Source organism: Parapedobacter flavus, from assembly GCF_035818675.1.
GTDB classification, from domain to species: Bacteria; Bacteroidota; Bacteroidia; order Sphingobacteriales; family Sphingobacteriaceae; genus Parapedobacter; species Parapedobacter flavus.
The window spans coordinates 68,016-92,521 of the sequence record NZ_JAYKZZ010000007.1 but is presented as its reverse complement, the minus strand read 5'-3'; the positions used below and the strand labels follow the sequence as shown (position 1 = coordinate 92,521).

Below are 24,506 nucleotides of genomic sequence, written 5' to 3'. Positions count from 1 at the left end.
GGTGAGTACGGTTGTCAAAATACGGCTATTATTGTTGATGTTGACGTTATGCTTCATAGGCACCGCCGTCACCATAAACCTCACATTTAATGAAGAGGAAATCCTGCTCCTCGATGGTAGGCACATCCAAAACAACCTCCACAAAAAAGAGCAGATCGTATTCGACTTCCTGAACGACACCAGCCGCTTCCAGACGCTCAAAACAATGGAGACCGATGTAAAGCAGGCCGAGGAAATACTCGATTTCTTCGTGGAACAGCATGACATCTATCCATTTATTTACGTAAACAGTGAACTGGCTATTTGGGGTACAGACAAATCTGTTCCAAAAACCGATGCCGGCATCACCGACGGCGTGGCCATTATCAAAACCGGAAACGGTTGGTACGAGGCGGTCAAAAAAAGTTCGGGCAACTTCTCGGTATTATTTCTGATCCCGATAAAATCCAATTTCCAAAAGAACAATGAATACCTGCAAGACCGATTTTCGAAAAACCTAATTGAAACCGATAACCTGGAGATTGCCGACTACAACGACCACTTGATCTATAACATCAGAAGCATTACCGGCGAGTACCTTTTTTCGGTGAAGCTGAGCGAAGGTCGCCACGACACTTTTTTTTCCAAGCTGGAACTGGCCATGTGGATGCTCGCTGGGCTCTCCGTGGTGCTTTTGCTCAATATCATGTGCATATGGTTGGGCAGACAAGGGTGGGTCTGGTCCTCGGTGGTATTGTTTGGGTGTTGTTTGGCCTGCATCCGCTATTTGGATCTCAGCTACGGTTGGCTGTCTTCTCATTTTTATACGGGGCTATTCGATTCGCGTAATTTCGCTTCCAGCTTCCTCTTTCCCCATCTAGGCGGACTCTTACTCAATATCATCGCATTTACTTGGTTCATCGGCTACCTATACACCTTCAGGAAACAGCTACACTTCCCTGCTGCGGGGCGCACCAAAGTAGGGAGCGTCTTGATCATCTTTATCCTCGGCGCTGTGATTTATGGCGTCAGCCATGCGATGACTAATGTGTTTTCGGGATTGGTGACCAATTCGGATATCAATTTTGACGTAACCAATATACTGGATCTCAGCTTTTACAGCTGGATTGGCATATTCGCACTGTGCTTGAGCATGATGTCGCTCATGCTGCTCATCGATTTGCTGGTAGCCGCCGCACACGCCCTCATCCCCAATCAGAAACGGCTGCTTCTTATCGGGATAGCGGTAGTGGTTATTGCCGGAGTACTCATCTGCTTGGATGGCTTCTCCTTCAGCAGCCCACCCCTTACCTTCATCTTATTGAGCACATTGATTGGATTGCGGGCATGGTATATTAAGCGGGAGCGCCGGTTTGATTTAGCGGTATTTATTGCTTCGTTGTTGCTACTGGCCTCCATTACGGCGATAAAACACGGCCAGTTTCAACGCTACAAAAAAGAGGAAAAGCAAAAAATTGCCATTTCCCGATTGGAGGCCGTTGATGACGCAAATGCCATTGCACTTTTCCACGATTTGGAAAAAGAAATCGTGAAGGACCCCACCCTCATCGATTATTTCAAAAGGCCTCGGAACGAAAACCGCGAGTTGCTCAACGAACACCTGAAAAGGACCTACTTAAGCGGATACCTCTCGCGCTATGAATTTGTGGCAAACGAATACAATACAGACTGGGTGCCCATTGGTAACAGCTCCACCCGTAAACGACAAACCTACCGGGAAAAGGTCATTTCGGGCGCCATTAAGGTCTCCGAAAACTTCTACCGCGGAAACAGCCGATTCGGCAATTTTGAATACTTTGCCCAATTGCCGGTACAGGAAGACGGCGAACTACTGGGCATCTTGCTCATCGAGTTGCAAAACCGCTCTTTCAGCCAGCTAGCCTCCTACCCGGATATTCTCGCCGATAGCAGAATCGACCAACAGCAAACGGAATTGATTGCCGGGTATTCTTACGCCTTTTACCGGCACGGCAATTTAGTTAGCCAATATGGCGACTATGTTTACCCGCTATCCGCAGACGCCTATCCAACGGAACAACGCAAGTTTATCTCGTTGGGCACCGACGGCAACTACGAGCATATGATGCGCCGCCCCAATAGTCGCACCTTGATTGTGGTAAGCAGCCCACAACGCAGCAGTTGGATGCAATTGGCGGGGCTATCGTTTGTCTTCCTCGTGTTCCTGCTATTCGCCATGCTCGCATTCATCGCACGTTGGCTGGTGCTGACGCTCAATAGCAATGATTTCAGTTTGCGTAACCTCCGATGGAGTTTCCTCATCCTTTCGAACAGAATATTGTACAGTACGCGTATCCAAACATTTATGGTTGTAGCGGTGGTCACCACTTTGATTGTCGCCGGCATTATTACGTTCTTCAGCATCAGTAGCCAGTTTAGAAAACAACAGGAAAATGGAGTGCTGCAATATGTGGTAGACATCGCCTCCCGGCTGGAATCTCGTTGGCTCAGGGAGCTTGACCTGAACAGGGGCTTGTCGGCAGATGAACAGTTCAACACCATCGCCGAGTCTGTTGCAGCCGACCTTAATCTTTACGACACAGATGGACAGCTGATCTATTCCACGCAGCCGCGTATTTATGACCTCCGCCTCCTTTCGCGCTACATGCAACCGCGCGCTTGGTTACATATGGCCCGGTACCAGCGATCTGAATTTTTACAACACGAGCACATTGGCGGATTGAATTTTATCGCTGCATATGCGCCTATCAGAAACGACGAATACGAGGCTGTGGCTTTCCTCAGCTTACCCCATTACAGCTACCGGAAAGAATTTGACCAGAATGTAGGTCTTCTGCTCAATACCCTCATCAACATCTACGCCTTGGTTATTCTCGTACTCGGTCTATTCGCCGTGTTTGTGGCCAACAAAATTACCGCACCGCTTGCGCTGGTACAGCGAAGCCTCGCCAAGACTAGCATTGGACAGCCCAACGAACCTATCTTCTGGAAACGGCACGACGAAATCGGCAGCCTTATCAAAGAGTATAACCTGATGATCGTTGCACTCGAGCAGAGTGCCAACACTATTATGCGCTCTGAGCGCGAATCGGCTTGGCGCGAAATGGCCAAACAGGTAGCCCATGAAATCAAAAACCCGCTAACGCCACTGAAGCTCGGCATCCAGCAGCTGGAGCGCTCCTGGAAGGAAAAAGACCTCAGATTTGAAGAACGCTTTGAAAAATTCAGTGAGTCGTTCATTGAACAGATCGACAGCCTTTCCCTTATCGCGTCCGAGTTTTCGGAATTTGCTAAGATGCCCGATACGCAGCTCAAGGAGGTGGATGTGTTAGACATCCTGGCTAAAGCGGCCGAAGTATTTCGCAATAATGTGGGTGTACGGATTACGATGACAAACGCCTGCGGCGAAAGCGCCATCACCATACAGGGCGACCGCGACCAATTGCTGAGGTCTTTCAACAATTTAATCAAAAACTCGATTGAGGCGGCCATTACCAAACGGCGGTGCCAAATCAATATTGCGGTCAGTTATGACGCAGACCATTACGTTGCCATAGCGATTCAGGATAATGGCGAAGGTATTAACCCCGAAGCGCGGGAGAAGTTGTTCCAGCCCAATTTCACCACAAAAAGCTCAGGCACCGGGTTGGGTCTGGCATTCGTCAAACAGGCACTAGAGGGAATGGGGGGCAGCATCAGGTACGAAACTTTTGTAGGGAAGGGAACGACGTTCTACTTACGCATTCCATCGATAAACCCGCAGCATTCGGTGGTCTGATCCGGCAAGGTTATTTCAATACAACGCTGCTTTGCCCCATTACTGCGTTATCGGCATAAAGTAGAATGGTATAGGTTCCTTTCTGGAAGCCCCGGGTATCAGCCCAGTCGATGGTATAGGCAGCACCATCGTTCTTAAAACCTATCGTTGTTTTGTAGGTATACTGCATCTGCCTGCCATCTACTTCAAAAAGCCCATAATCTTCGGCGATTCGCAGGTTACCATTAGGGTCAATAACACGCATATAGACATCATGGTCACCGATTTCGGCCAGCGGATTGTCCGCCAGTGTAAAATCGATCCGGAATTCATCTACCCGACGCGCACGTGCTTCTACGCTCTCCCTATCGTTACTACGTTGCCGTATACCGTTGATGGATATGCTCGAAACCTTGATAGCCGAAGCCAGCTTCACCATACCGACCAAATCGGTGTGTTGCGCCTCGAGCTCGGCCAGGCGGTCAGAAGATGTCGATATCTCTTCCTTCAGCTCATCCCGTTCTGAGACTAACTGGGCATTTCGATTGCGGAGCAATTCAACTTCATGCATGTAGCTGGATACCTGTTGCTTCAGTTGGTTGATTTCCTGCTGCGCTTTACCCAACTGCTCGCGCGTGAGATTACTTTGGGCCAATTCCGCCCGCAGTGTCGCGATCGTAGACCGCACACTATCTTGGGCACTTTTTAGCGCGGCATTAAGTTCAATGTTATCATCCGTCAGCCGGTCCAGCTCCGCTTCGATACGGTCTATTTCAGCTTCCATGCTCACTTTTTCATCCGTGAGCTCATAAACCTTATCGTCCGTGGTTTTGTACTTAACGTAAAAATATACATTGGTTGCAAGCAGCGCAGCAATAGCTACCACAAAGAAGTAAATCTTGGTGGAATCCTTTCTCGATTCTTCCGGAACGGATTCGGTGCCTTTCTCTTGCATCGTATGTATTTCTTGCATGGTTTATAGACCAAAAACCGCCGCTAACACAGCCATGCAACACAATGCAAAAATTGTTCCAACATGCACCGCCTAATCCAAACGCGTTAAAAACCGCCTTTACGCAGGTATTCTTCTTTGTGCATCAGCCGAAGGTCGGCATGTACCATGTCTTTTACCAACGCCTCAAGATCATACTTCGGCTTCCAACCGAGTTGGCGTTGGGCTTTGGCTGCGTCGCCGATTAACATATCCACTTCAGTGGGCCTGAAGTAGGTGGGATCTACCTTCACCACGGTTTGTCCAAGCTTGATGCCTGCGGTATCGATGCCCAGCGCGGCGAGCTGCGATTCGTCAACATCGATAATTACCCCTTTTTCACGCTCGCCTTTCCCGCTGAACTCAACGTCGATGCCCAATTCGGCAAAACTGAGCCGTACGAAGTCGCGCACGGTGGTGGTAATGCCTGTAGCTACCACATAATCTTCGGCCTTCTCCTGTTGCAGCATGAGCCACATCGCCTCAACATAATCTTTCGCATGACCCCAGTCGCGCTGTGCCGACAGGTTACCGAGGAAAAGCTTGTCCTGCAACCCCAGTGCAATGCGGGCAACTGCCCGAGTAATTTTTCGCGTTACAAATGTCTCACCCCGGATTGGGCTCTCATGGTTAAACAATATACCGTTACAAGCATAGAGTTGATAGGCCTCACGGTAATTGACGGTAATCCAGTAGGCGTATAACTTGGCAACCGCATAGGGGCTACGTGGATAAAAGGGGGTCTGCTCGTTTTGCGGCACTTCCTGTACCAGCCCATATAATTCGGAGGTTGCCGCTTGGTAAAAACGGCATCGGCTACCAAGGCCTAGCAGGCGAATAGCTTCCAATAGCCGCAAGGTACCCAACCCATCGGCATTTGCCGTGTACTCGGGCGTATCGAAGCTCACTTTCACATGGCTTTGAGCGGCCAGGTTATAGATTTCGTCGGGCTGTGTTTCCTGTACAATACGGATCAGGTTGGCAGCATCGGTAAGGTCGCCATAATGCAAGGTGAAATGACGGTTGGACTCGTGTGGATCTTGGTACAAATGATCAATGCGGTCTGTATTGAACAGCGAGCTTCGGCGCTTCACCCCATGAACGATATACCCCTTTTCAAGAAGGAGCTCGGCCAGATAGGCACCATCTTGCCCGGTTATGCCCGTAATTAATGCGGTCTTAGCCATGCGGTCAATGATGTTGTTTCAATACTGATTTTAAAAGATACTGTCCATACCCGCTTTTCAAAAGCGGACGAGCAATAGCATCGAGCTGCGCCGCATCGATATAGCCCATACGGTAGGCCACTTCTTCAATGCAACCGATTTTCAGCCCCTGCCGTTCCTCGATAACCTGCACAAACTGACCGGCTTGCATCAAGGAGGCAAAGGTACCCGTGTCTAACCATGCGGTGCCGCGGCTGAAAATCCCTACTTTCAATCGACCCTGGTTGAGGTAGACTTTATTTACATCGGTTATCTCATATTCACCGCGCGGTGATGGCTGGATACGCTTGGCGATGTCAACCACAGAATTATCGTAAAAGTATAATCCAGGCACGGCATAATTGGATTTGGGCTGCGATGGCTTTTCTTCTATGGATACGACACGGTGGTCGTCATCAAACTCGACCACGCCATATCGCTCGGGATCGGAAACCGGATAAGCGAAGACCACTCCGCCCTCCGAATCGGCACTCTGCTGCAGCAAACGCGACAGCCCCTCGCCGTGGAAAATATTATCACCCAGTATCAGTGCTACTTTATCATTGCCTATAAAGTCTTCGCCGATTACAAAGGCTTGGGCGAGCCCATTGGGCTCCTCCTGCACTTTATAAGAAAACGAACAACCAAGCTGAGACCCATCGCCCAACAACTTACGAAAAGCAGGCAGGTCGTGTGGCGTCGAGATAATCAGTACCTCGCGGATGCCTGCCAGCATCAGGGTAGAGAGAGGGTAGTAAATCATCGGTTTATCGTAAACCGGCATCAACTGCTTGCTTACAGCCAGCGTCAATGGATGTAGCCGTGTGCCGGACCCTCCGGCCAAAATAATACCTTTCACTTTTTATCCTTCTAATAAACAGAAAGGCAAAGCTATCAATTTTTAAACGAACTGCCCCAAAAAGGTGAAAGATCGCGGCTATGGTGCCACGACCGAGAATGGAACAGTATACAGACCCCACCGTAGGGTTACTGTACCGTCCTTATCTCCGGTAATGGTGAACTGTTCCACCGAATCCCCCGCAGCCTGTGAAGGTGTTGCATCTACGCGCAACACGTCCTGCTTTTCGTTGTAGCGCGTACCCCATTGGTCCCAGGTCTTATTGAAAATAAGGGTAACCTTCTCTTTGCCGGGGATGGAATAGAGGCTATATTTTCCGGCAGCCAGGGGCTGTCCCTGCACCAATACGTCTTTATTTACCTCAAAGGTGGTGGCCTCATTGGCGCCCGTGCGCCAAACCTTGCCGAAAGGCGCAATCTCAACACCGATTTCGCGGCCCTTCACCGAAGGCTTACTGTAATGGATGTCAATCGTTATACCGTCATCGGTCGTTACGGTAGTGCTGTCCGGCGGACTAGCCCGTTTGCTTTTATCTTGCTGTGCAATAGTGACGGTAGACAGGGTCATTACCGCCAACAGGGATAATAGGATTGCTCTCATAACGTTTTTATTTACATAGTACCACAATTATTCTTATTGGAGGCGTTCGAAATTGAACACTAAATACCCCGTCTGGCCATCCAAATCCAACGGCATCCGCATCGTTAACTGATCCGTGTCGGCATACGACAAGTCTAACCGGTACCCGGCGGTCACGTTGCTCGGCTTATCGCCGGGATAAATCTTCTTGAACTGGAATTTGGGTTCTCCATTGCCCTTACCCGGATTATAAACGGACCATACAATGTTCCGCACGGCTCCAGGTGCGCAAAGCGTCCCTTCGGCATCGAATGTGATGCTACCTTTCCCATTATTGGGTAAATTCCATACACTGCCGATAAAACATTCGGCGGGAGCCTCTTCAAAGATGGTCTTCACACTATATGCGGTGGGAAAATTTTCCTTATCTACCGAGTATAATACCCATTGGCCTTTTACCCCTTTTCGCCACGATGCCGCGGACGGTGCGCCGTCTACCGCACCTTGCTTGGCTGTACAAGAAGTTAATAAAAAAGAGGCCGATACAAGGGCTACGAAGAAAAATAACGTTTTATTCATGGTATTAAACTAACTAATGGATTACAAAATCAAGCTTTACCCAAGCCTTATCATGATGTAAAGATAAAGGATTCAGCTATAAAATGAATTATTTTTATGCGCCATAAGAGATATTCACGTATGTTTGTTTACAAAAAAGTGATCCACTGCGCATGGCAATCCAGTCCAAAAACCATACCATCAGTCAATTTACGGCAAAAATACTGGTTCGGCTATTCATTTTGCTTCTCTTATTTGCTTTTGCACCCGTAGTTCTCGAACAGGAAACCACTCGATCATACAGTGAAACATTCGTATATATCGAAAACAAGTGGGCTCTTATATTCCCCGGACTCCTTTTTACTAGTTTTCTGGTACTGCTTTTCCTCACGCTCCGTAGTAAATACCAGAAAACGGACCTCAACTGGATGCTTTCCCTGAACGCTGCACTCCTTATCGTATACGTCATGCTGGTGTATGTGCGGCTCTATCCCATTATCTTCGGCTAATGCATGGCCCGATAATCGCTGCCTTTTTTTACCTTTGAGGCTTTTACTAGCCTTCCATGACAAAAAAGCAAATATGGCGAATATCGAAGACCGTTTTGAAGGTCTGCATTACCGCCGTGGCATTATACTGGGTATTCAGCAAGGTGGAGGCCGATTATCGCGAACAAGCAATCGAAAACAGCAAGGCGGGGTCTGACAAGTACCCGCTCAGCTTCTGGCAATTTATTGGGCAAACCATCTCCGGCTCCAATCCCATTTTTCTGGCCCTCGCCTTCGTGGCGTACGGATGTTCGATCGTGATTGCTTCTTCGCGTCTCAACGGATTTTTCAAAGGCGTGGGCCTGGCCCTCTCCGAGCGGTACAATTTCAGGCTGTACCTACTGGGGCTATTTTATAATCTTTTCCTGCCGGGCGGAGTTGGTGGCGACGGTTACAAGATTTATTTCCTCCGTCGCAAGTTTGAGGTAAAAGGCCGCAAACTCCTTTCAGCCGTATTCTTTGATCGACTAAGCGGACTATGGGCTTTGTGCTTAATTACTGCAGCACTGGTCATTTTCATCCCGCACCTCCAGATCCCAAGCCAAGTTCCTATCGTTGTTGTCATTATCGGGTCGATTGTATATTATAGCATTATACATCGATACTTTTCCGACTACAGCAAACGTTTTTTCCGCACCCACCTCAAAGCGTTGGGCGTACAGTCGATGCAGGTAATCTGTGCGATTTTCTTGCTTTATGCGCTGGGTTTCGAAGGCAAATTCGCACCTTATTTATTGATGTTTCTCGTGTCGTCGTTGGTCGCGGTAGTGCCCTTTACGGTTGGTGGGCTTGGGGCGCGCGAAATGGTATTCGTGTTTGGCGCAGCTTACTTCAACTTAGACAAAAACCTTGCGCTCCTTATCAGCTTATTGTTCTATTTAACCTCTGCCCTGTTAGCCGCTACGGGGGCATACTTTATTTTCCGCCCGCAAGGATTGGGCGAAGACAAGCTCCCTGAGGCTACAGCCGCCGACTTGGAGCGTTTGGATAATGATGAGAATAATTGAATCAATATAAACAGTATGGCAACTATTGTAATTACGGGTGCAAGTAAAGGTATCGGCTTCGAAACGGCATTGGCGCTGGCCCAGGCAGGGCACCGCGTGGTCGCTGTTGCTCGTTCGCGGGATGGGTTGGAAAAAATGCAAGAAACGGCACGTAAGCAATTCCCCAACGCTTCGATTCATGCCCTGGTTTTTGACATCATTCACGGCGATTATGAAAAGGAGTTCCTTCCTTATGTGTATGAAACGCTCGGACAAGTGGATACGTTGATCAACAACGCGGGTGTACTTGTCAACAAATCCTTTGAAAACACGTCCATAAAGGACTTTTCAGCGATGTTGGAAGGTAATTTGCTAGGTCACGTAGGTATGATAAAGCACGTATTACCGCTGATGCCACGGAATGGTCATATTGTCAACATCGGCAGCATGGGCGGATTCCAGGGGAGCGCCAAGTTTCCCGGCCTGGCAGCCTATTCAGCTAGCAAGGCCGCGCTGCACGCACTTACAGAATGTTTAGCCATGGAACTTGAAGGCCAAGCGATCAAAATAAACTGTTTGGCCTTAGGTTCGGCCCAAACAGAAATGTTGGCCAATGCGTTCCCCCAATATCAATCGCCTGTCACCGCGCAGGAGATGGGGGCTTATATCGCCCAATTTGCACTCACCGGCCATCGGCTTTTCAATGGCAAAATATTACCTGTCGCGGTAACGACTCCGTGAAACCATTAATCCATGAGAAAATTCACCGGCTACATCCTCTCCCCTATTTTTTACCTGCTATTCGGCATCATCATTACCGTGTTCCACCCTATCCAATGGCTTTGCCTCAAACTGGGTGGGTATCGTGCCCACATGCGGTGCGTGGAGGCGCTAAACCTCTGCCTGCTTTCTACCTATTACGTATTGGGAAACACGGTAACGTTTATTAACCGGCAGAACTTGCCGGTCGGTAGACCCATCCTTTTCGTGGCCAACCACCAAAGCATGTATGATATCCCGCCGCTGATTTTTTTCTTACGCAAACACCACGGCAAATTCATTTCCAAAATCGAGTTGGCGAAAGGGATACCCAGCATATCGTTCAATCTGCGCCATGGCGGTGCGGCAAACATCGATCGGAAAGACCCCAAACAATCCATTGCCGAAATACTGAAGTTGGCCAGTAACATGAAAACCAAAAATTGGTCGGCTTTTATCTTTCCGGAAGGAACGCGGGCCAAAACGGGCATCGTCAAGCCGTTCAATGTGGGTGGTATTGCTACCATATTGAAAAAAGTGCCACAGGTACTTGTAGTACCTATTGTCATCAACCATTCCTGGCAAATGGTCCGTTACGGCTTTTTTCCCCTCAATACGTTCACGCGGATGTCGTGGGAAGTGCTAGACCCTATTGAGCCCCAAGGCCGCAATGCGGAAGATGTGGTCGCGGAAGCTGAAGCGAAAATCAGGGGAAAGATAACGAACTAATTGACCCGCCGTCCTTTCCACTGGTATTTGCCCAAATTGCCCGCGATACCGATATAAACGATGTAAATGATATGTAGGAGGGTTAACACGGGCAGGTAAATCAATAAATCTACCCGGTTGGCAAACCGGCACAGGGGATATAGGAAGAATGCTTCCACCGTCAATTTCAAGGTTACGGCGATAAGAAATCCAGTCACAGCATCACGGCCAACGTCGAAAAAGAGCGGGGCCAGCCCCGTAACCAACAGTAAGAGGTTGAACGTCCAGATCGCCAAGCCCAACGCCACAATCCCTTTGTTTTTATAGTGCGTACTTTTGGATGCCCACCGCCGCCGCTGGTTGATGAATCCTCCGAGGGTACTTTTTGCATCGGTATATACGATCGCCGCCCTCGATTTGCAAAACCCTATCCGATCCGGGTATTTCCCGGCAACTTTATGTAAAAACAGTTCGTCATCCCCCGATGCGAGGTGGTCGATACCATTAAACCCTCCCAGCTCGTAGAAGATATCGCGCCGGTATGCAAGATTAGCACCGTTGCAGGTCGAAGCGTGCTTTTTTCCAATACCAGCGGCACCAAGGCCAATAAGGTATAGAAACTCCAGTGTTTGCAGTTCTTCAAAAACCCCCTTTTGCTGGGAGTACACCACCGGCGAGGAAACCAACACATGCCCTTTTTCTTCAGCAAAGGTAATGACCGTCGCCAGCCAATCCTTCTCCATCCGGCAGTCGGCATCGGTGGTTACAATGAAGTCGCCCGTTGCTTTCTCGATAGCTAAGGAAATTGCCTTTTTCTTGTAAGAATTCAATGGTTCCGACTCGTTAAGCTTCAAGAGTTTCACGCCCTGTTCGGCGAATGAGCGCACCACCGCAGCTGTATCGTCCGTGGAGTGGTCGTCTACCACAATAACCTCAAGCAGCTCTTTCGGAAAATCCTGAGCCACGATATCCGAGAGGGTACGGCCGATATTCGCCGCTTCGTTGCGTGCCGCAATCAGCACACTTACCTTCGTTTTCGGAACTCCCTTCTTGGCGACGAACGGTAAAGCGGACCACCCTGCCCGCATGTAACATACCAGCACCGCATATATTCCGGTGAATACAGCTAATGCGATGCTAATTAGTTGCGTCGCCAAAGAAATTTATTTTTAAGACAAACACAGATCCCAAAATGGCGGGCAATATAAGGTTAATAAACCAAACACAAGAAGCGATTGCCATCACCGCGATATCCTGATCGGTAATATGCGCATACAAATAACTGGCTGTAACGCTGCGTACACCGAAGTCAAACAAGTCGAGCGTAGGCAAAGCGGCCTGTACAAAAAACAGGATGAAAATAAGCAGCAGCATGGGCAGGAACGCGATGTCGGGGATAATGACCAACATCAGGATACAATATTGCGATGTAAAGATAACAAATCGGGCAAGTGAGTTTAGAAACACAATGGTGAGTTCGCCCCGGTCATAACGGGTCAGAATCTCAAAAAAGCGATGGAATTTGCGCAGGAACTTCATCCGCTGCATCCAACTGTTAATCCAGCGCACGTTAAAATACAGCATTAGGAAAAAGCCCGCATACAGGCCGGCCAATAGCCAGATGGCCATACCGCCGAGGGTGCTTACTTCAAAAAACTGGTTAACAAACCACGCAATGCTGAGCGAACCCGCTACGCTTGTCAGCACCAATTGGGCCAACGCCCCCACACCCATGGCTACAACGCCAAAAATCCGCTTGCGGGGCTGCAGAAACATCACGCGCCCGCCATACTCACCAATACGGTTCGGCGTAAAAACGGCCCACGATAATCCGCAGAAAACCGATTGCGTAGCCCGCCAGAAGCTTATCCGCTCAATAGGGCGGCACAGGTACTGCCACTTCACCACCTCCAACAGCCAGTTAGCAAACATCAGCACCACAACTACAGACAAGGTAGTCACCACCGTGTGGGTACCCAGGTTATGCATCAGCCGCTCAAACGCTTTCAGGTTTTGGTGGTCATTGAGCTTTTGATAGAGCACCCAGGCCACCGAGACCAAAATGGCAACCTTCAGTACAATGCCCAGCGTCTTCTTTGTTTTGTTCGTCAAACCCGAATGATTCTAGCGTGCAATGTTACTAATTTATCTGTTCCATTCCCAATGGAATGGTTTATGGAATTGACTCGCGAAACGCATCCATAGTAAAACGGGAAGTATTTGGCTTCCTGTTGGATAAAACATAACGGCCGTTTGTTTCTTTTTTTGTTCACTAATCTTAATCGTTATGAATTATCCAAAGCAGGATATTTTTGGCCAGATTTGGCTGGATATCATTTTCGAGGGGCGAAATAAGCGATATGGCGCTTACGTGCTACGCCGCGACGCGTCCAAAAGCGCCGCCGTCGCATTGTTTATCGCATCAACCGCCTTTGTCGTGCTTCTATGGGCCCCGCTTATTCACCAACAACGCTCCCCCGGCACGTCGGCGTATGTAAAGCCGCTTGAAAAAACAACCGTTATCGAGCTGACGCCACCGCCGCCTATTGACAAGTCGCTTCCCGAGCCGCCGGCAGCGGAGCGACCGCTACCCCGCACAAGTCAAGTCCGTATGCCGCCGCCGGTGGTGGTTAGCGCAAATCGGGTTACAGAAGACCCGCCGTCGACCGAAACACTCAAGCTGGCTAACCCCGGGCCGGAAACCATCACGGGCGACCCCGGAGCGGATATCCATATCGACATACCTGCGGGCCATGCTGATGGCGATGCCATGATTACGGAAACGGCGGGCACGGGAAACGACCCCTTTGTCTCTGTAGAGATCGAACCGGCCTTTCCGGGCGGCATCGAAGCGTTTCTTAACTATGTACAGAAAAACTATCGATACCCTGCTCGGGCGGTCGAATCGGGCGTGAAAGGCAAAATCATCCTCTCGTTTATTGTAGAGCGCGACGGCTCGCTTACCGATATCCGGATTGTGCGCGACCTTAAATTCGGCACAGGTGACGAGGCTGTGCGGTTGCTAAAAGCATCGCCCCGGTGGACACCCGGCGTCCAGAACGGCCGCGAAGTCCGCGTGGCCTACACGTTACCCATTGCGCTCGACCTCAGCCAGTGACCCTGGGGTTTGTTAAAATCATCAACGACCCCCAGTGGCGGGTCGTTGATTTGCAGCGCTGTACAGCAATATAAGGGTGTAATAATTGCAAACAACCCGTAAATTGTACAGAAAAGTCCTAATATTGCATGATGCAAAAAGCGGCAACGACCGAACGGATTATTTTGGGCATTGACCCGGGTACCGCCATTCTGGGATATGGTATCGTCAAAGAAGTCGGCAAGCAGCTGTCGCTGATCAATCTCGGCGTCATCAAATTGGACCACTTGGACGACCACGCGCTCAAATTGCAGCGTATTTTTGAGAAAATAAGTGTGCTGATTGAACAGTATCAACCCGATTGCATGGCATTGGAAGCTCCCTTTTATGGCAAAAACATACAAGTTATGCTGAAGCTGGGCCGTGCACAGGGCGTCGCCATGGCGGCAGCCTTGAATAACAACATCCCCATCTTCGAATACGCGCCCCGAAAAATCAAGCAATCCGTTACCGGCAATGGGAACGCCACCAAAGAACAAGTGGCCGCCATGCTGAAGACCCTGCTTAAATTTGACGAGACCCCCCAATTTTTAGATGCCACCGACGGACTGGCGGCCGCCGTATGCCACGCCTTCCAAAACCAACGGATGGCCGGCTCAAAAGGTAACTACTCCGGATGGGCGGCGTTTGTAAAAGACAATACCGACCGACTAAAGTGACGCTTTAAAGTTTCACCTGCCTGATGACATTCTTTATATTGAGTTCGATGATATCGGTCATGGTATGGCATTTCAGGTATTGGTCGTTGTCGTAGTAGGCGGCATACCCTTCCCTCAACTGCTTTACGTTCTCAGGAGTAGAAAGCTCTTCCGTGTTCGAAACATCGCGCAAAGCGGCGATGCGATGGCGCTCACTGCGCACCCGGTGCACAATAGATGATCGCTCTTCCTGTTGGTATTGGAGTGCCGTACGGTCGGTCAAATGCTCCATACACAACTGTACATAAGCTAGGTTGTCTTTGAAGTATTGGGGCATATATATTTTGGGATTGCCCTCATAAAACTGCTGGTCAAAATCGATGGCCCGGATACGGAATTGAAAATCATCAAAATCGGGCGTAATCTGCACCACGAAATTATAGGATCGCATATCGCCCAGCAAGGTAATGATACACCGTTCGTTAAACTTCACGAACTCCTTGGCGATCCGCTTGGGGTTATAGTCCGGATTATGCATCAGCGACTTCGTAAAAACATCTCCGGGTATCCCCACGATATGTTCTTCCACAAGGGTCTGCCCCCCCACCAGGTAATTCACGGTGTTGGGCGATATGATCTGTTCCAACTCCAACCCATATATGCGCGAGGCATCGGCCTGCTTTACGTAGAAGTAATCATACACATCATTCAGCCGGTTCACAATCCGTATCCGGAACGGGTGCGTGTTGCCAAAAGCGCAGTATTCAACACGGTCGATGTATTTATGCTCCACAATGCGGGTATTGCCCGATGCCTTCAGCTCCGCGTAAATGATTTTCAGTCCGTTATATAAGTTTTCCTGAACATGTGGCGGATAGATAGGGGTTTCCCATAAGGTATCGCGGCCATGCTTATCAATTACCGGTAACGTCTCGTAAAAATCGAGCAGATGATCATAACCGATGGGCATACGTGCCTCCCGTTCGTAATGGCGCAGGTATTTGCGCAATGACGGGGTAACGGCATATACCGGCTTTTTCCGCGAAATCTTGACGTCTTCCATATGTATGAATGAAGCAACTTGTGCTAGGTAAAGATACGGTTTTGACGCGTCGCATTAACAAATTGAAATATTTTCATAAATAATCGGAATTTAGTGCCTAATTTTGAAGAATTGGCAACAAACACCTATTATAACGTTAAATTGAACAAATACCCAAAAAACAATTTGAGCTAATTACCGCAACAATTATGGAAAAACGGAACGACAATTACGAGCTAGATAACTTAGACACCCAGATCTTGTCTATTTTGATGAACAACGCATCCATACCCTACACCGAAATCGCAAAAAAACTGATTGTTTCTGGCGGCACCATCCACGTGCGCATGAAAAAGATGGAAGAGCTAGGCATTATACGGGGGTCCAACCTGATCATCAACCCCCAGAAAATCGGCTTCGATATCACCGCATTCCTTGGCATTTACCTCGAAAAAGGCTCGCAATACAACCACGCTGTGGAACAATTGAAACAAGTGAAAGAGGTCGTTGAGCTGCACTACTGCACCGGTACCTACAGTATGTTTGCCAAAATCGTGTGCCGCGACACCACCCATCTACGAAAAGTACTCAATGAAGACATACAGGCCGTAAAAGGTATACAAAGGACCGAAACGATCATCTCCTTGGAAGAGAGTATAAAACGGCAAATCAGTCTAACTTAGCTATCGCTGGATGGAACCATCCAGCCCCACTTTCACATCGAACGGGTCGCAGTAGGCATCGAGCAATACCGCCACATGCGCTCGTGTGGCTTGCTGCTTTTCATCATATTCGCCTTCGAAATGGTATCGGCGTTTCCAGTATTTTTCCACCTGCTCTTCCAGTTCGTCTCCCCGTTGACCCACAAACTTGATATAGCTGAACAAGTCGGCCATGGTGAGGGTATCGACGTCACCGTGGTTAATAAACCAAATCTGGCTCCTCGAAAACAGGTCATTGAGCACGGGCTGCACCTCGTTAGCAGTGACCGCGGCCTCGCCGTGAAAATGGAGCTGCCCATCTTCACCTACCTTACCGAGCAACAGGCCAGTGGCGCCGACCCGTTGGATGGCATCGAAATGTGGATTTTCCAACGGCACATCCACAAACGGCATCAGCCGTGCCCCATACTGCAACAACTCGCCTTGCACACTGCGGGCGTCTAGCTTATCCGGTGTCGTTTTAAAAAACGCCGTATATGCTGCCGCTGCACCAACCGCCTGTCCTACATGCATCAACAACGGAATATCGGTTTCGGCGCCGGTAGTTAGCTGCTGTACCGCAGGTATATACCGGGTCAAAAACAGGTTTTCTTCACCTGCAGGCACCAGCGCTCCCAATGGCAGCGTGTACCCGTGCCCATCCCGCTCGCCAACCGCTACCCCCGTGCGGGCAAGCCCCCTATAAGGTACCGACTGGAAATAATCGGCCGGAATATCTTTTCGGACACGGAAGCTGTCTACCGTGGCATACGCCATGCGGTACAGCTGTGCATCGGTAGACGCATCGACCACGGCGCGTATCTTGAAACGGCTTCGGTCATCCAGTTCCACGCGCCAGTTTTTACCCGATTTCTTTACCGAACGGAGGGTGCTCCCTTCGATGACCGTTAGGTTACTGAACGATTTCAGTATACTGTCTACGGCATTCTGGACCAGCTGCGGGTTTATTCGCCGCTTCACGACAGCCAATAGCGAATCGCTCGGCTTTTCCTTTTTGGTTCCCGCTAAGAGGTTAGCCCAAATCCCCGCATCCAGATGGGCATTATTCGTCAGCGAAATGAACTCCGAGGTCAATTCGGGCATGATCCGATCGCCATTGACCACCCAAACGGTATTTAAATTCGACATGGCCGACTGGACCGCTGCTGCATAAGCATCCGCCCCGTAACCATATACCAATACCTGCGGCCGCTTGCGCTGCGCATTTCCCAAAAAAGGGATCATCAAAAACCAACAAAAGAGCGCGTACCATTTAACCATACCTGCTTGTTTTTAAGAGAGACGTAAAATTAGACATAATTGCTTCAGTAAGGTTTATTTTTTTGCTTTTATCACTATACCCTCCACGTTTGGCCATGCCTTACTTTCGACCAAAACAGCTACCTTTGCGCCATGGAAAATGAAGAAAAGTCCCTCAATTTCATAGAAGAAATCATCGAGAAAGATATCCAGAGCGGCAAACACAACGGCCGGGTACTTACCCGTTTCCCGCCCGAACCGAATGGTTACCTGCATATCGGTCATGCCAAATCCATTGTACTCAATTTCGGATTGGCCCAAAAATACGGCGGAAAAACAAACCTGCGCTTCGACGACACGAACCCGGTAACCGAAGAAACGGCATACGTAGAAAGTATAAAAAACGACATCAAATGGCTCGGATTTGAATGGGCGGAAGAATTATACACTTCCGACTACTTCGATACATTGTACGATTTTGCCGTCAAACTCATAAAAAATGGGCTGGCCTATGTGGACGACAGTTCGCCGGAAGCCATTGCTGCCGCCAAGGGCACACCCACCGAGCCCGGCAGACCCACACCCTACCGCGACCGTAGCGTGGACGAGAACCTGCGCCTGCTGGAGGAAATGCGTGATGGAAAATACAGCGACGGGGCAAAAGTACTGCGGGCCAAAATCGATCTGGCTAACCCCAACATGCACTTGCGCGACCCGTTGCTATACCGCATCAAACACGCGCATCACCATCGCACGGGCGATAAATGGTGTATCTACCCGATGTATGATTTTGCACACGGGCAAAGTGATTCGATTGAGCAGATCACGCACTCGGTCTGCACCCTCGAATTTGTGCCCCACCGGCCGCTCTACGACTGGCTCATTGAAAAATTAGAAATCTTCCCGTCCAAGCAGTACGAATTTGCACGGCTTAATCTGAACTATACAGTGATGAGCAAACGGAAGTTGCTCCAGTTGGTGAATGAGAAATATGTAGAAAGTTGGGACGACCCCCGCATGCCCACCATCAGCGGATTGCGTCGCCGGGGGTATACACCGGCAAGTATCCGCAATTTCTGCGATCGCATCGGCGTAGCCAAACGCGAAAACATCATCGATGTGGGATTACTGGAATTCTGTATCCGCGAGGATCTCAACAAAACGGCATGGCGCCGGATGGCGGTGCTCGACCCCATTAAGCTCGTTATCACCAACTACCCTGAAGGGAAGGAGGAAATTTTGACCGGCGAAAACAATCCCGAGGTCGACGATGGCGAGGGCAACCGTAGCATCCCCTTCAGCAACACGTTGTGGATTGAGCGGGAAGACTTCATGGAAAACGCGCCCAAGAAATTCTTCCGGCTGGGCCCGGGATTGATGGTTCGGCTGAAACATGCTTATATTGTCAAATGTGAGGACTTTCTGAAGGATGCGGAAGGCAATGTCACCGAAATCCACTGTACGTATATCCCCGAATCCAAGAGCGGTGAAGACACCAGCGGCATCAAGGTAAAGGGAACGATCCATTGGGTGAGTGTACCCCACGCCAAAACCGTTGAAGTGCGGTTATACGACCGCTTGTTCAATGTAGAAAATCCAGCAGCCGAAGAAGACTTTCGGGCAACCATCAACCCAGAAAGCCTGCACGTCATCGAAAACGCGTATGTGGAGCCCGATTTACTGCATGCAATCCCAGGAAAAGGCTATCAGTTCATCCGAAAAGGTTATTTCACGCTCGACAGCAAGTCAACACCCAGTAAGCTGGTATTTAACCGGACGGTAACGCTGCGGGACACGTGGGCAAAGGAAGTGAATAAGAAATAAAGAGCGGCGGTTTAAAAAACCGCCTCTATAATTCGTTTAGTTGGCCCCGGATTGCCCATGGTATAGAAATGTAATACCGGCGCGTCCATCGCCTTGAGTTCCTTGCACTGGTGGATCATCCATTCAACCCCGACATCACGCACTTCCTTTTCCGATTTGCACGCGTGTACGGCCTCGCTCAGCTCCAACGGGATATCGAGGTGGAAAATCTTGGGAAGGCTGACCAGCTGCTTGCTATTGGTAAGTGGCTTTAACCCCGGAATGATGGGTATATGGATATCGTGTGCCCGGCATTTGTCAACGAACGCTTTATATTTACTGTTGTCGAAAAACATCTGGGTAACGATAAAGTCGGCTCCCAGATCTATTTTCTTTTTTAAGTAGTTGAAGTCGGTAGCCAGGTTTGGCGACTCAAAATGCTTTTCCGGATATCCAGCCACGCCGATGCAGAAGTCGGTTTTTTCCGAGTTTTCCAGGTCTTCGTGGAGGTATCGGCCGTTATTCAGATTTACCACGTGCTGCAGTAGGTCCGAAGCGTACGCATGGCCTCCGGGGGTGGGGATAAAGGAGTTGTCGCTTTTACGTGCATCGCCCCGTAGCACCAATACATTGTCAATACCTAGAAACTGCAAGTCAATAAGGGCATTCTCCGTTTCCTCTTTGGTAAACCCACCACAGATGAGGTGAGGCACGGCATCGACCTTGTACTTATTCATAATGGCAGCGCAGGTGGCCACGGTACTTGGCCGCTTCCGGTAGGCTACCTTTTCCAACAGCCCATTGGAATGTTGTTTATAAATGTAATCCTCGCGCAGGTAGGTAACGTCGATGAAAGGAGGTGCGAACTCCATCAAAGGGTCAATGGCATTAAAAATAGACTGTATACTCTGTCCTTTTATGGGCGGTAGTATCTCAAATGAGTAGAGGGTCTTCCCCTTGGCATTTTTAATGTGTTCGCTTATTTTCATACACTAACCCTTATTAAATAGCCGCCAAACTTAGCCAAATTCTTCTTTAAAGCAAAGTGAATTTATCGCGTGGATTTTATGAGTAAATGTCGATGAGGCCGTCGGGTAGATCTACCTCGAGGATGTTGTTCGTTCTATCGATTGATAACAACCACGCATCGGTTAGTGGAAATAACACCTCTTTCTCTTGATGGATGACTGCAGCTACGTACTGTTGGGGGTATTGGTGCACTTCGATGATCTCACCCAGTGTGCCATACGTTTTATCGACCACCACAAACCCCTTCAAATCGGTCAGGCGGAAATCGTCGGGGTCCCGTTCGGGAAATTTGTCATTGGGCAGGTAAACCGGTTTTCGGACCAACCCCTTCGCAGCATCGATATGGTCTACATCCTCAAAAAACAAGTAGGCCGTACGGTTGGGCAATACATTCGAGCGTTCTACAAAGTAAGGCACCAGCTTACCACCCACTTGCAGAAACAATACATCCAGTTCCAGGCTTTTGTAGTCGTCAAACTCAAAAAACAGCTGCACCTCGCCTTTCAGTCCGCGGGTTTTACTGATGTATCCAATATAAAAGTGGTCGGTGATTTCCATTATGCCACGCCGTTAACTTGCTTTTATTGGCCAAAAAACAAAAAGCCGCTCGGGGTGGATTTGATCTCCCTCCAGAGCGGCCTTCTCCATGCTCGATGAGTAAACTTCTACTCTCCCGCTTTCTTTTCTTCGTCGGCAGCGGCCTCTTCGGCAGCAGCTTCGGGTTCGGTAGCAGCTTCGGTTGCTTCAGGTGCATCCGCTTCTTCCGCAGCAGCTTCGGTTGCTTCCGCAGCAGGAGCCTCAGACACAACCGTTTCTTCCGCTGGTGCCGTTTCAGCGACAGCCTCTTCGGCAGCAGCTTCCTCAGCTTCTGGAGCTTCTTCTGCAGGTGGCGTGTTTTTCGCAGCTACAGCGGCAGCTACGGCCGCTTTGCGCTTCGCTTCGGCAGCCAATGCAGCTTTCTTAACTTCCGCTTGCGTTTGGGCTAAGCTTTCTTCCTTGCCTTGTATTTTTTCCCCTTTAGCTTTCAGCCATTCCTCAAATTTGGCGTCAGCAGCGGCTTCATCAAAAGCGCCTTTCTTCACACCGCCCAACAAATGCTTTTTATAAAGCACCCCTTTGTACGATAGAATCGCACGGGTAGTATCCGTAGGCTGCGCACCTTTATCCAACCAATCAAGAGCCTTATCGAAATTCAAATCGATGGTTGCTGGATTCGTGTTGGGGTTATAAGAACCAATACGCTCGATAAATTTACCATCGCGCGGTGAACGCGAGTCGGCTACTATTACGTGATAAAAAGGCCTTCCCTTTTTACCGTGTCTTTGCAATCTTATTTTAACTGCCATTCTTTTTATTAATTATGTATCCAACATAGTTCCCGGTAGCCTTATGCTGCGGGGCTGCAAAGGTAATTAATTATTTGATAACTAAGCGCCCTACGTATGTTATTTTTTTGATAGCACCCTATCGCTCATAACCAAACCGCCTCAGGTAATTGTCCTTTTTCCGCCAATCGGGAATCACTTTCACGAAAAGCTCCAAAAACACCTTCCTTTGCAGGAACTCCTCGATATCTTGCCGCGCATAGGTCCCTACTTTCTTGATCATACTGCCACCCTTGCCAATGATGATGTTCTTCTGCGAATCGCGCTCGACAATAATTTCTCCGCTGATACGTGTGACGTATTGCTCTTCCTTAAATGCGGTGATGACTACCTCGGTGCTGTATGGAATCTCCTTCTCATACAATTTGAACACTTTCTCACGGACGATTTCCGACACAAAAAACCGCTCATTCTTGTCAGTAAGAGCATCCTTCTCATAATACGGCGGGTGCTCGGGCAGATGGTCGAGGATAAATTGCATTACCGCTTGGATGTTGTGATCGTGCAACGCAGATATGGCTAGCGTTACCTTAGGAGACACCGTCTCTTGCCAATAGGCAATTTTACTTTTCACTTCCTCTGCCGTGGACTTGTCGATTTTATTGATCAGCACGGCAACCGGCGATTCTGTTTTCTTCAGTTTCTCGATGATTTCGCTCTCATCGTATCGTTCGTGTATATCGGTAACCAGCAGGATGATATCGGCATCGATCAAAGAACCCTGCACCGCACTCATCATGGATGTCTGCAGCGTGTAGGCCGGTTTGATTACGCCAGGCGTGTCTGAAAACACAATTTGATAGTCGGGATCGTTGACGATACCGATAATACGATGCCGGGTGGTCTGGGCCTTGGGGGTGATGATTGACATCTTCTCGCCGACTAATGCGTTCATTAGGGTAGACTTACCCGCATTGGGCTTTCCGATAATGCTGACGAAACCTGCTTTATAGGGCATTTTTTTAAATCTAATTTGCTTTGCAAAGAAACAAATTATATCTTTGCAGTCCAATTCGGAAAAAGAATTGAAAAAAACAGTGCGGGGTGGAGCAGTTGGTAGCTCGTCGGGCTCATAACCCGAAGGTCATTGGTTCGAGTCCAATCCCCGCTACCAAAGTGGAAAAAGAGGCAAAATTCAGACCCAGTTCTGGTATGCCTCTTTTCTTTTTTTGTTGTAATTTGCTGAAAATAAGCAATATACAAAAACAACAAATTTATTCTCGAGGTTCGACTTTCATCTGTTTTCTTACTGTACCTAATGCCTTGAGGGAAGAGTAAAAACTGGATGCGCTGCTTGGTGTTATAATCGGCAGAAACCCACTTTAAAGGCAATTCAAGGGCGAATTTGATAACGAATCCGATGCTATCATCAAGGTTCGACACCTGCCGGGACAGCGTCATCAGTTTTTCCTCTATTTCTTTCCTTTCATCGTTGTATCGTTGATGGTATTTGTGGTACAGTTCACCCCCTACTTCCTCTTCGATATATCTCTCCTCGAGTCTATTGATCTTGATTACGATTTCCCGGTGCTGTTGCTGCAGATGTTGGTAGTCATCTTGCTTACCGGCGGTCAACTGATTGAATACGGCCACGGTCTGCTGCTTTATCAGATCAATAACATCCGTTGCCCTATCGATTTTAAACGCGTCCAGGATCCTTTCAAAAAGGCTGTTGAGAACCTTTGCGCTTTTGTTGTTATTGCAGGCTTTTGTGCAGCATTTGTAATAGTGTAGATTCTTTTTCTGGACAATATAGCCGCGGAGGGGCTTTCCGCAATGATCGCAAATCAGAAATCGCTTGAGCGGGATATTGGCGTTTTCCTCTTTGACGGTGTATCCTTGATGGTTTTCTTTCAGCAGGCCGTTCACCTTCAGGAATACTTCCCGAGATATCAGTCTTTCGTGATTACCTTCCACCACCTTACCTTCCAGCATGTTGTGCGCCATCAGGCCGCAATAAAACGGGTTCCGCAGGATATTGGACATATGTTGTTTGCCGACCTTAAACCCTTTTTCGGCAAGCTTTGCCCTAACACTCTCCGTGGAGAGGTTATCATAGGCTTTCCATTCGAATGCCTGCCGGATGAGCCGACCCTTGGCATTGGCGACAATCTTGCGCTTACCGTGTTGCCGGATGATATCGTAACCGAGAGGTGGTTTGGTTGGCCAGTCTCCGCGAAGGAGCATCTCCCTTATACCTGCCATGCACTTCTGTCTACGCAGCTGGTTGTCGAACTCGCCGAACAAAAAAAGCATCTTCTGCTGCATTTGTCCGGATGCATTAGAAGTATCGATGGGCTGCGTTACGGAGACAATTTCAATGCCTAGTTTCCTCAGCTCATTAGTGAGCCAGATAGAATTATCATTGCGCGAGAAGCGCTCAAGGCTGTACACAAGGATGTAGGATATCTTACCTCTATACTTCTTCACGAAGGAAATCATGGCCGTGAACTGTTTCCGCTCGTCTGTTTCAGCACTTTATCCGGACCATGAAACACATGGAAAAGCAAGATCGGTTAAACATCGTAAAGGGCAAGGTGTTTGTATAAGCGGACGGTTTGT

Annotated in this window: 23 protein-coding genes, 1 tRNA gene and 1 pseudogene; 11 read left to right on the top strand and 14 right to left on the bottom strand. The window is 48.9% G+C overall.

Going from position 1 to position 24,506, the window contains the following annotated elements; genetic code table 11:
- The first annotated feature begins 37 nt into the window (after positions 1 to 37).
- On the top strand, positions 38 to 3,757 hold the full coding sequence (locus U9S71_RS07255; protein WP_326326360.1) for a sensor histidine kinase: 3,720 nt from the start codon (positions 38 to 40) through the stop codon (positions 3,755 to 3,757).
- A 10-nt stretch (positions 3,758 to 3,767) separates the two neighbouring features.
- Here U9S71_RS07255 and U9S71_RS07250 read toward each other — a convergent pair whose 3' ends face one another.
- The 5 genes from U9S71_RS07250 to U9S71_RS07230 all read right to left on the bottom strand — a co-directional run bounded on the left by U9S71_RS07250 (position 3,768) and on the right by U9S71_RS07230 (position 7,949).
- Complete coding sequence (locus tag U9S71_RS07250) at positions 3,768 to 4,709, bottom strand: DUF8428 domain-containing protein (RefSeq protein ID WP_326326359.1); 942 nt, start codon at positions 4,707 to 4,709, stop codon at positions 3,768 to 3,770.
- A gap of 86 nt (positions 4,710 to 4,795) precedes the next feature.
- On the bottom strand, positions 4,796 to 5,914 hold the full coding sequence (gene gmd, locus U9S71_RS07245; RefSeq protein ID WP_326326357.1) for a GDP-mannose 4,6-dehydratase: 1,119 nt from the start codon (positions 5,912 to 5,914) through the stop codon (positions 4,796 to 4,798).
- Positions 5,915 to 5,918: 4 nt separating this feature from the next.
- Entirely contained in the window at positions 5,919 to 6,791 is an 873-nt protein-coding gene (gene rfbA / locus U9S71_RS07240) for a glucose-1-phosphate thymidylyltransferase RfbA (protein WP_326326355.1), read from the bottom strand.
- 78 nt (positions 6,792 to 6,869) lie between these two features.
- Positions 6,870 to 7,391, bottom strand: a complete 522-nt coding sequence (locus U9S71_RS07235; protein ID WP_326326353.1) for a DUF2911 domain-containing protein — start codon at positions 7,389 to 7,391, stop codon at positions 6,870 to 6,872.
- A gap of 33 nt (positions 7,392 to 7,424) precedes the next feature.
- Positions 7,425 to 7,949, bottom strand: coding sequence for a hypothetical protein (locus U9S71_RS07230; RefSeq protein WP_326326351.1), 525 nt, complete (start codon positions 7,947 to 7,949; stop codon positions 7,425 to 7,427).
- Positions 7,950 to 8,101: 152 nt separating this feature from the next.
- On the opposite strand from U9S71_RS07230, the gene U9S71_RS07225 reads away from it, so the two are divergent.
- From U9S71_RS07225 to U9S71_RS07210, 4 genes are read left to right on the top strand one after another with little or no spacing between them, the layout of a single operon-like run.
- Entirely contained in the window at positions 8,102 to 8,437 is a 336-nt protein-coding gene (locus U9S71_RS07225; protein WP_326326350.1) for a hypothetical protein, read from the top strand.
- 56 nt (positions 8,438 to 8,493) lie between these two features.
- Entirely contained in the window at positions 8,494 to 9,483 is a 990-nt protein-coding gene (locus U9S71_RS07220; protein WP_326326348.1) for a lysylphosphatidylglycerol synthase transmembrane domain-containing protein, read from the top strand.
- A 15-nt stretch (positions 9,484 to 9,498) separates the two neighbouring features.
- A complete protein-coding gene (locus tag U9S71_RS07215) occupies positions 9,499 to 10,203 on the top strand; it encodes an SDR family NAD(P)-dependent oxidoreductase (RefSeq protein ID WP_326326347.1) in 705 nt (234 codons plus the stop codon).
- Positions 10,204 to 10,215: 12 nt separating this feature from the next.
- Complete coding sequence (locus U9S71_RS07210; protein WP_326326345.1) at positions 10,216 to 10,950, top strand: lysophospholipid acyltransferase family protein; 735 nt, start codon at positions 10,216 to 10,218, stop codon at positions 10,948 to 10,950.
- On the opposite strand, the gene U9S71_RS07205 is transcribed toward U9S71_RS07210, so the two are convergent.
- Together U9S71_RS07205 and U9S71_RS07200 are read right to left on the bottom strand one after the other, a co-directional pair.
- A complete protein-coding gene (locus U9S71_RS07205; RefSeq protein WP_326326344.1) occupies positions 10,947 to 12,086 on the bottom strand; it encodes a glycosyltransferase family 2 protein in 1,140 nt (379 codons plus the stop codon). The genes U9S71_RS07210 and U9S71_RS07205 overlap by 4 nt on opposite strands.
- The gene (locus U9S71_RS07200) at positions 12,067 to 13,041 is read right to left on the bottom strand and encodes a lysylphosphatidylglycerol synthase domain-containing protein (RefSeq protein WP_326326342.1); all 975 of its coding nucleotides are present in this window, start codon (positions 13,039 to 13,041) and stop codon (positions 12,067 to 12,069) included. Before U9S71_RS07200 ends, U9S71_RS07205 begins: the two co-directional genes overlap by 20 nt.
- A gap of 175 nt (positions 13,042 to 13,216) precedes the next feature.
- Between U9S71_RS07200 and U9S71_RS07195 the strand changes: the two genes are divergently transcribed.
- Both U9S71_RS07195 and ruvC read left to right on the top strand, forming a co-directional pair.
- Complete coding sequence (locus tag U9S71_RS07195; protein ID WP_326326341.1) at positions 13,217 to 14,047, top strand: energy transducer TonB; 831 nt, start codon at positions 13,217 to 13,219, stop codon at positions 14,045 to 14,047.
- A gap of 131 nt (positions 14,048 to 14,178) precedes the next feature.
- The gene (ruvC, locus tag U9S71_RS07190) at positions 14,179 to 14,745 is read left to right on the top strand and encodes a crossover junction endodeoxyribonuclease RuvC (protein ID WP_326326608.1); all 567 of its coding nucleotides are present in this window, start codon (positions 14,179 to 14,181) and stop codon (positions 14,743 to 14,745) included.
- Positions 14,746 to 14,749: 4 nt separating this feature from the next.
- On the opposite strand, the gene U9S71_RS07185 is transcribed toward ruvC, so the two are convergent.
- On the bottom strand, positions 14,750 to 15,793 hold the full coding sequence (locus U9S71_RS07185) for a hypothetical protein (RefSeq protein WP_326326606.1): 1,044 nt from the start codon (positions 15,791 to 15,793) through the stop codon (positions 14,750 to 14,752).
- A 182-nt stretch (positions 15,794 to 15,975) separates the two neighbouring features.
- On the opposite strand from U9S71_RS07185, the gene U9S71_RS07180 reads away from it, so the two are divergent.
- Entirely contained in the window at positions 15,976 to 16,449 is a 474-nt protein-coding gene (locus tag U9S71_RS07180) for an Lrp/AsnC ligand binding domain-containing protein (RefSeq protein ID WP_326326339.1), read from the top strand.
- Here the strand turns inward: U9S71_RS07180 and U9S71_RS07175 are convergent, their stop codons facing one another.
- The gene (locus U9S71_RS07175) at positions 16,450 to 17,712 is read right to left on the bottom strand and encodes an FAD-dependent oxidoreductase (protein WP_326326337.1); all 1,263 of its coding nucleotides are present in this window, start codon (positions 17,710 to 17,712) and stop codon (positions 16,450 to 16,452) included. It lies immediately after the preceding gene.
- A 168-nt stretch (positions 17,713 to 17,880) separates the two neighbouring features.
- Here U9S71_RS07175 and U9S71_RS07170 point away from each other — a divergent pair, with 168 nt between their 5' ends.
- Complete coding sequence (locus U9S71_RS07170) at positions 17,881 to 19,551, top strand: glutamine--tRNA ligase/YqeY domain fusion protein (protein WP_326326336.1); 1,671 nt, start codon at positions 17,881 to 17,883, stop codon at positions 19,549 to 19,551.
- 11 nt (positions 19,552 to 19,562) lie between these two features.
- Here U9S71_RS07170 and U9S71_RS07165 read toward each other — a convergent pair whose 3' ends face one another.
- From U9S71_RS07165 to era, 4 genes are all read right to left on the bottom strand, one after another.
- Positions 19,563 to 20,519 carry a methylenetetrahydrofolate reductase gene (locus U9S71_RS07165; RefSeq protein ID WP_326326334.1) on the bottom strand — a complete coding sequence of 319 codons (957 nt, stop codon included), beginning with the start codon at positions 20,517 to 20,519 and terminating at the stop codon, positions 19,563 to 19,565.
- Positions 20,520 to 20,595: 76 nt separating this feature from the next.
- Positions 20,596 to 21,117: a ribosome maturation factor RimM gene (gene rimM, locus U9S71_RS07160; protein ID WP_326326332.1), complete on the bottom strand. Its 522-nt coding sequence runs from the start codon at positions 21,115 to 21,117 to the stop codon at positions 20,596 to 20,598.
- A 107-nt stretch (positions 21,118 to 21,224) separates the two neighbouring features.
- A complete protein-coding gene (locus U9S71_RS07155) occupies positions 21,225 to 21,905 on the bottom strand; it encodes a 30S ribosomal protein S16 (protein WP_326326331.1) in 681 nt (226 codons plus the stop codon).
- 118 nt (positions 21,906 to 22,023) lie between these two features.
- Positions 22,024 to 22,902, bottom strand: a complete 879-nt coding sequence (gene era, locus U9S71_RS07150) for a GTPase Era (RefSeq protein WP_326326329.1) — start codon at positions 22,900 to 22,902, stop codon at positions 22,024 to 22,026.
- Between the two features lie 80 nt (positions 22,903 to 22,982).
- On the opposite strand from era, the gene U9S71_RS07145 reads away from it, so the two are divergent.
- A tRNA-Met gene (locus U9S71_RS07145) sits at positions 22,983 to 23,058 on the top strand.
- 326 nt (positions 23,059 to 23,384) lie between these two features.
- Positions 23,385 to 23,678: a hypothetical protein gene (locus U9S71_RS07140; protein ID WP_326326328.1), complete on the top strand. Its 294-nt coding sequence runs from the start codon at positions 23,385 to 23,387 to the stop codon at positions 23,676 to 23,678.
- 171 nt (positions 23,679 to 23,849) lie between these two features.
- On the opposite strand, the pseudogene U9S71_RS21005 reads toward U9S71_RS07140, so the two are convergent.
- Positions 23,850 to 24,386, bottom strand: a pseudogene (locus tag U9S71_RS21005) (recombinase family protein); the annotation flags it as partial.
- Positions 24,387 to 24,506 lie beyond the last annotated feature (120 nt).

What these genes read in the sequence shown, in the direction of transcription:
- U9S71_RS07255 (WP_326326360.1), top strand. Translation starts at nt 38, where the DNA reads ATGTTGACGTTATGCTTCATAGGCACCGCCGTCACCATAAACCTCACA.
- U9S71_RS07250 (WP_326326359.1), bottom strand. Translation starts at nt 4,709, where the DNA reads ATGCAAGAAATACATACGATGCAAGAGAAAGGCACCGAATCCGTTCCG.
- gmd (WP_326326357.1), bottom strand. Translation starts at nt 5,914, where the DNA reads ATGGCTAAGACCGCATTAATTACGGGCATAACCGGGCAAGATGGTGCC.
- U9S71_RS07235 (WP_326326353.1), bottom strand. Translation starts at nt 7,391, where the DNA reads ATGAGAGCAATCCTATTATCCCTGTTGGCGGTAATGACCCTGTCTACC.
- U9S71_RS07230 (WP_326326351.1), bottom strand. Translation starts at nt 7,949, where the DNA reads ATGAATAAAACGTTATTTTTCTTCGTAGCCCTTGTATCGGCCTCTTTT.
- U9S71_RS07225 (WP_326326350.1), top strand. Translation starts at nt 8,102, where the DNA reads ATGGCAATCCAGTCCAAAAACCATACCATCAGTCAATTTACGGCAAAA.
- U9S71_RS07220 (WP_326326348.1), top strand. Translation starts at nt 8,494, where the DNA reads ATGACAAAAAAGCAAATATGGCGAATATCGAAGACCGTTTTGAAGGTC.
- U9S71_RS07215 (WP_326326347.1), top strand. Translation starts at nt 9,499, where the DNA reads ATGGCAACTATTGTAATTACGGGTGCAAGTAAAGGTATCGGCTTCGAA.
- U9S71_RS07210 (WP_326326345.1), top strand. Translation starts at nt 10,216, where the DNA reads ATGAGAAAATTCACCGGCTACATCCTCTCCCCTATTTTTTACCTGCTA.
- U9S71_RS07195 (WP_326326341.1), top strand. Translation starts at nt 13,217, where the DNA reads ATGAATTATCCAAAGCAGGATATTTTTGGCCAGATTTGGCTGGATATC.
- ruvC (WP_326326608.1), top strand. Translation starts at nt 14,179, where the DNA reads ATGCAAAAAGCGGCAACGACCGAACGGATTATTTTGGGCATTGACCCG.
- U9S71_RS07180 (WP_326326339.1), top strand. Translation starts at nt 15,976, where the DNA reads ATGGAAAAACGGAACGACAATTACGAGCTAGATAACTTAGACACCCAG.
- U9S71_RS07175 (WP_326326337.1), bottom strand. Translation starts at nt 17,712, where the DNA reads ATGATCCCTTTTTTGGGAAATGCGCAGCGCAAGCGGCCGCAGGTATTG.
- U9S71_RS07170 (WP_326326336.1), top strand. Translation starts at nt 17,881, where the DNA reads ATGGAAAATGAAGAAAAGTCCCTCAATTTCATAGAAGAAATCATCGAG.
- U9S71_RS07165 (WP_326326334.1), bottom strand. Translation starts at nt 20,519, where the DNA reads ATGAAAATAAGCGAACACATTAAAAATGCCAAGGGGAAGACCCTCTAC.
- rimM (WP_326326332.1), bottom strand. Translation starts at nt 21,117, where the DNA reads ATGGAAATCACCGACCACTTTTATATTGGATACATCAGTAAAACCCGC.
- U9S71_RS07155 (WP_326326331.1), bottom strand. Translation starts at nt 21,905, where the DNA reads ATGGCAGTTAAAATAAGATTGCAAAGACACGGTAAAAAGGGAAGGCCT.
- era (WP_326326329.1), bottom strand. Translation starts at nt 22,902, where the DNA reads ATGCCCTATAAAGCAGGTTTCGTCAGCATTATCGGAAAGCCCAATGCG.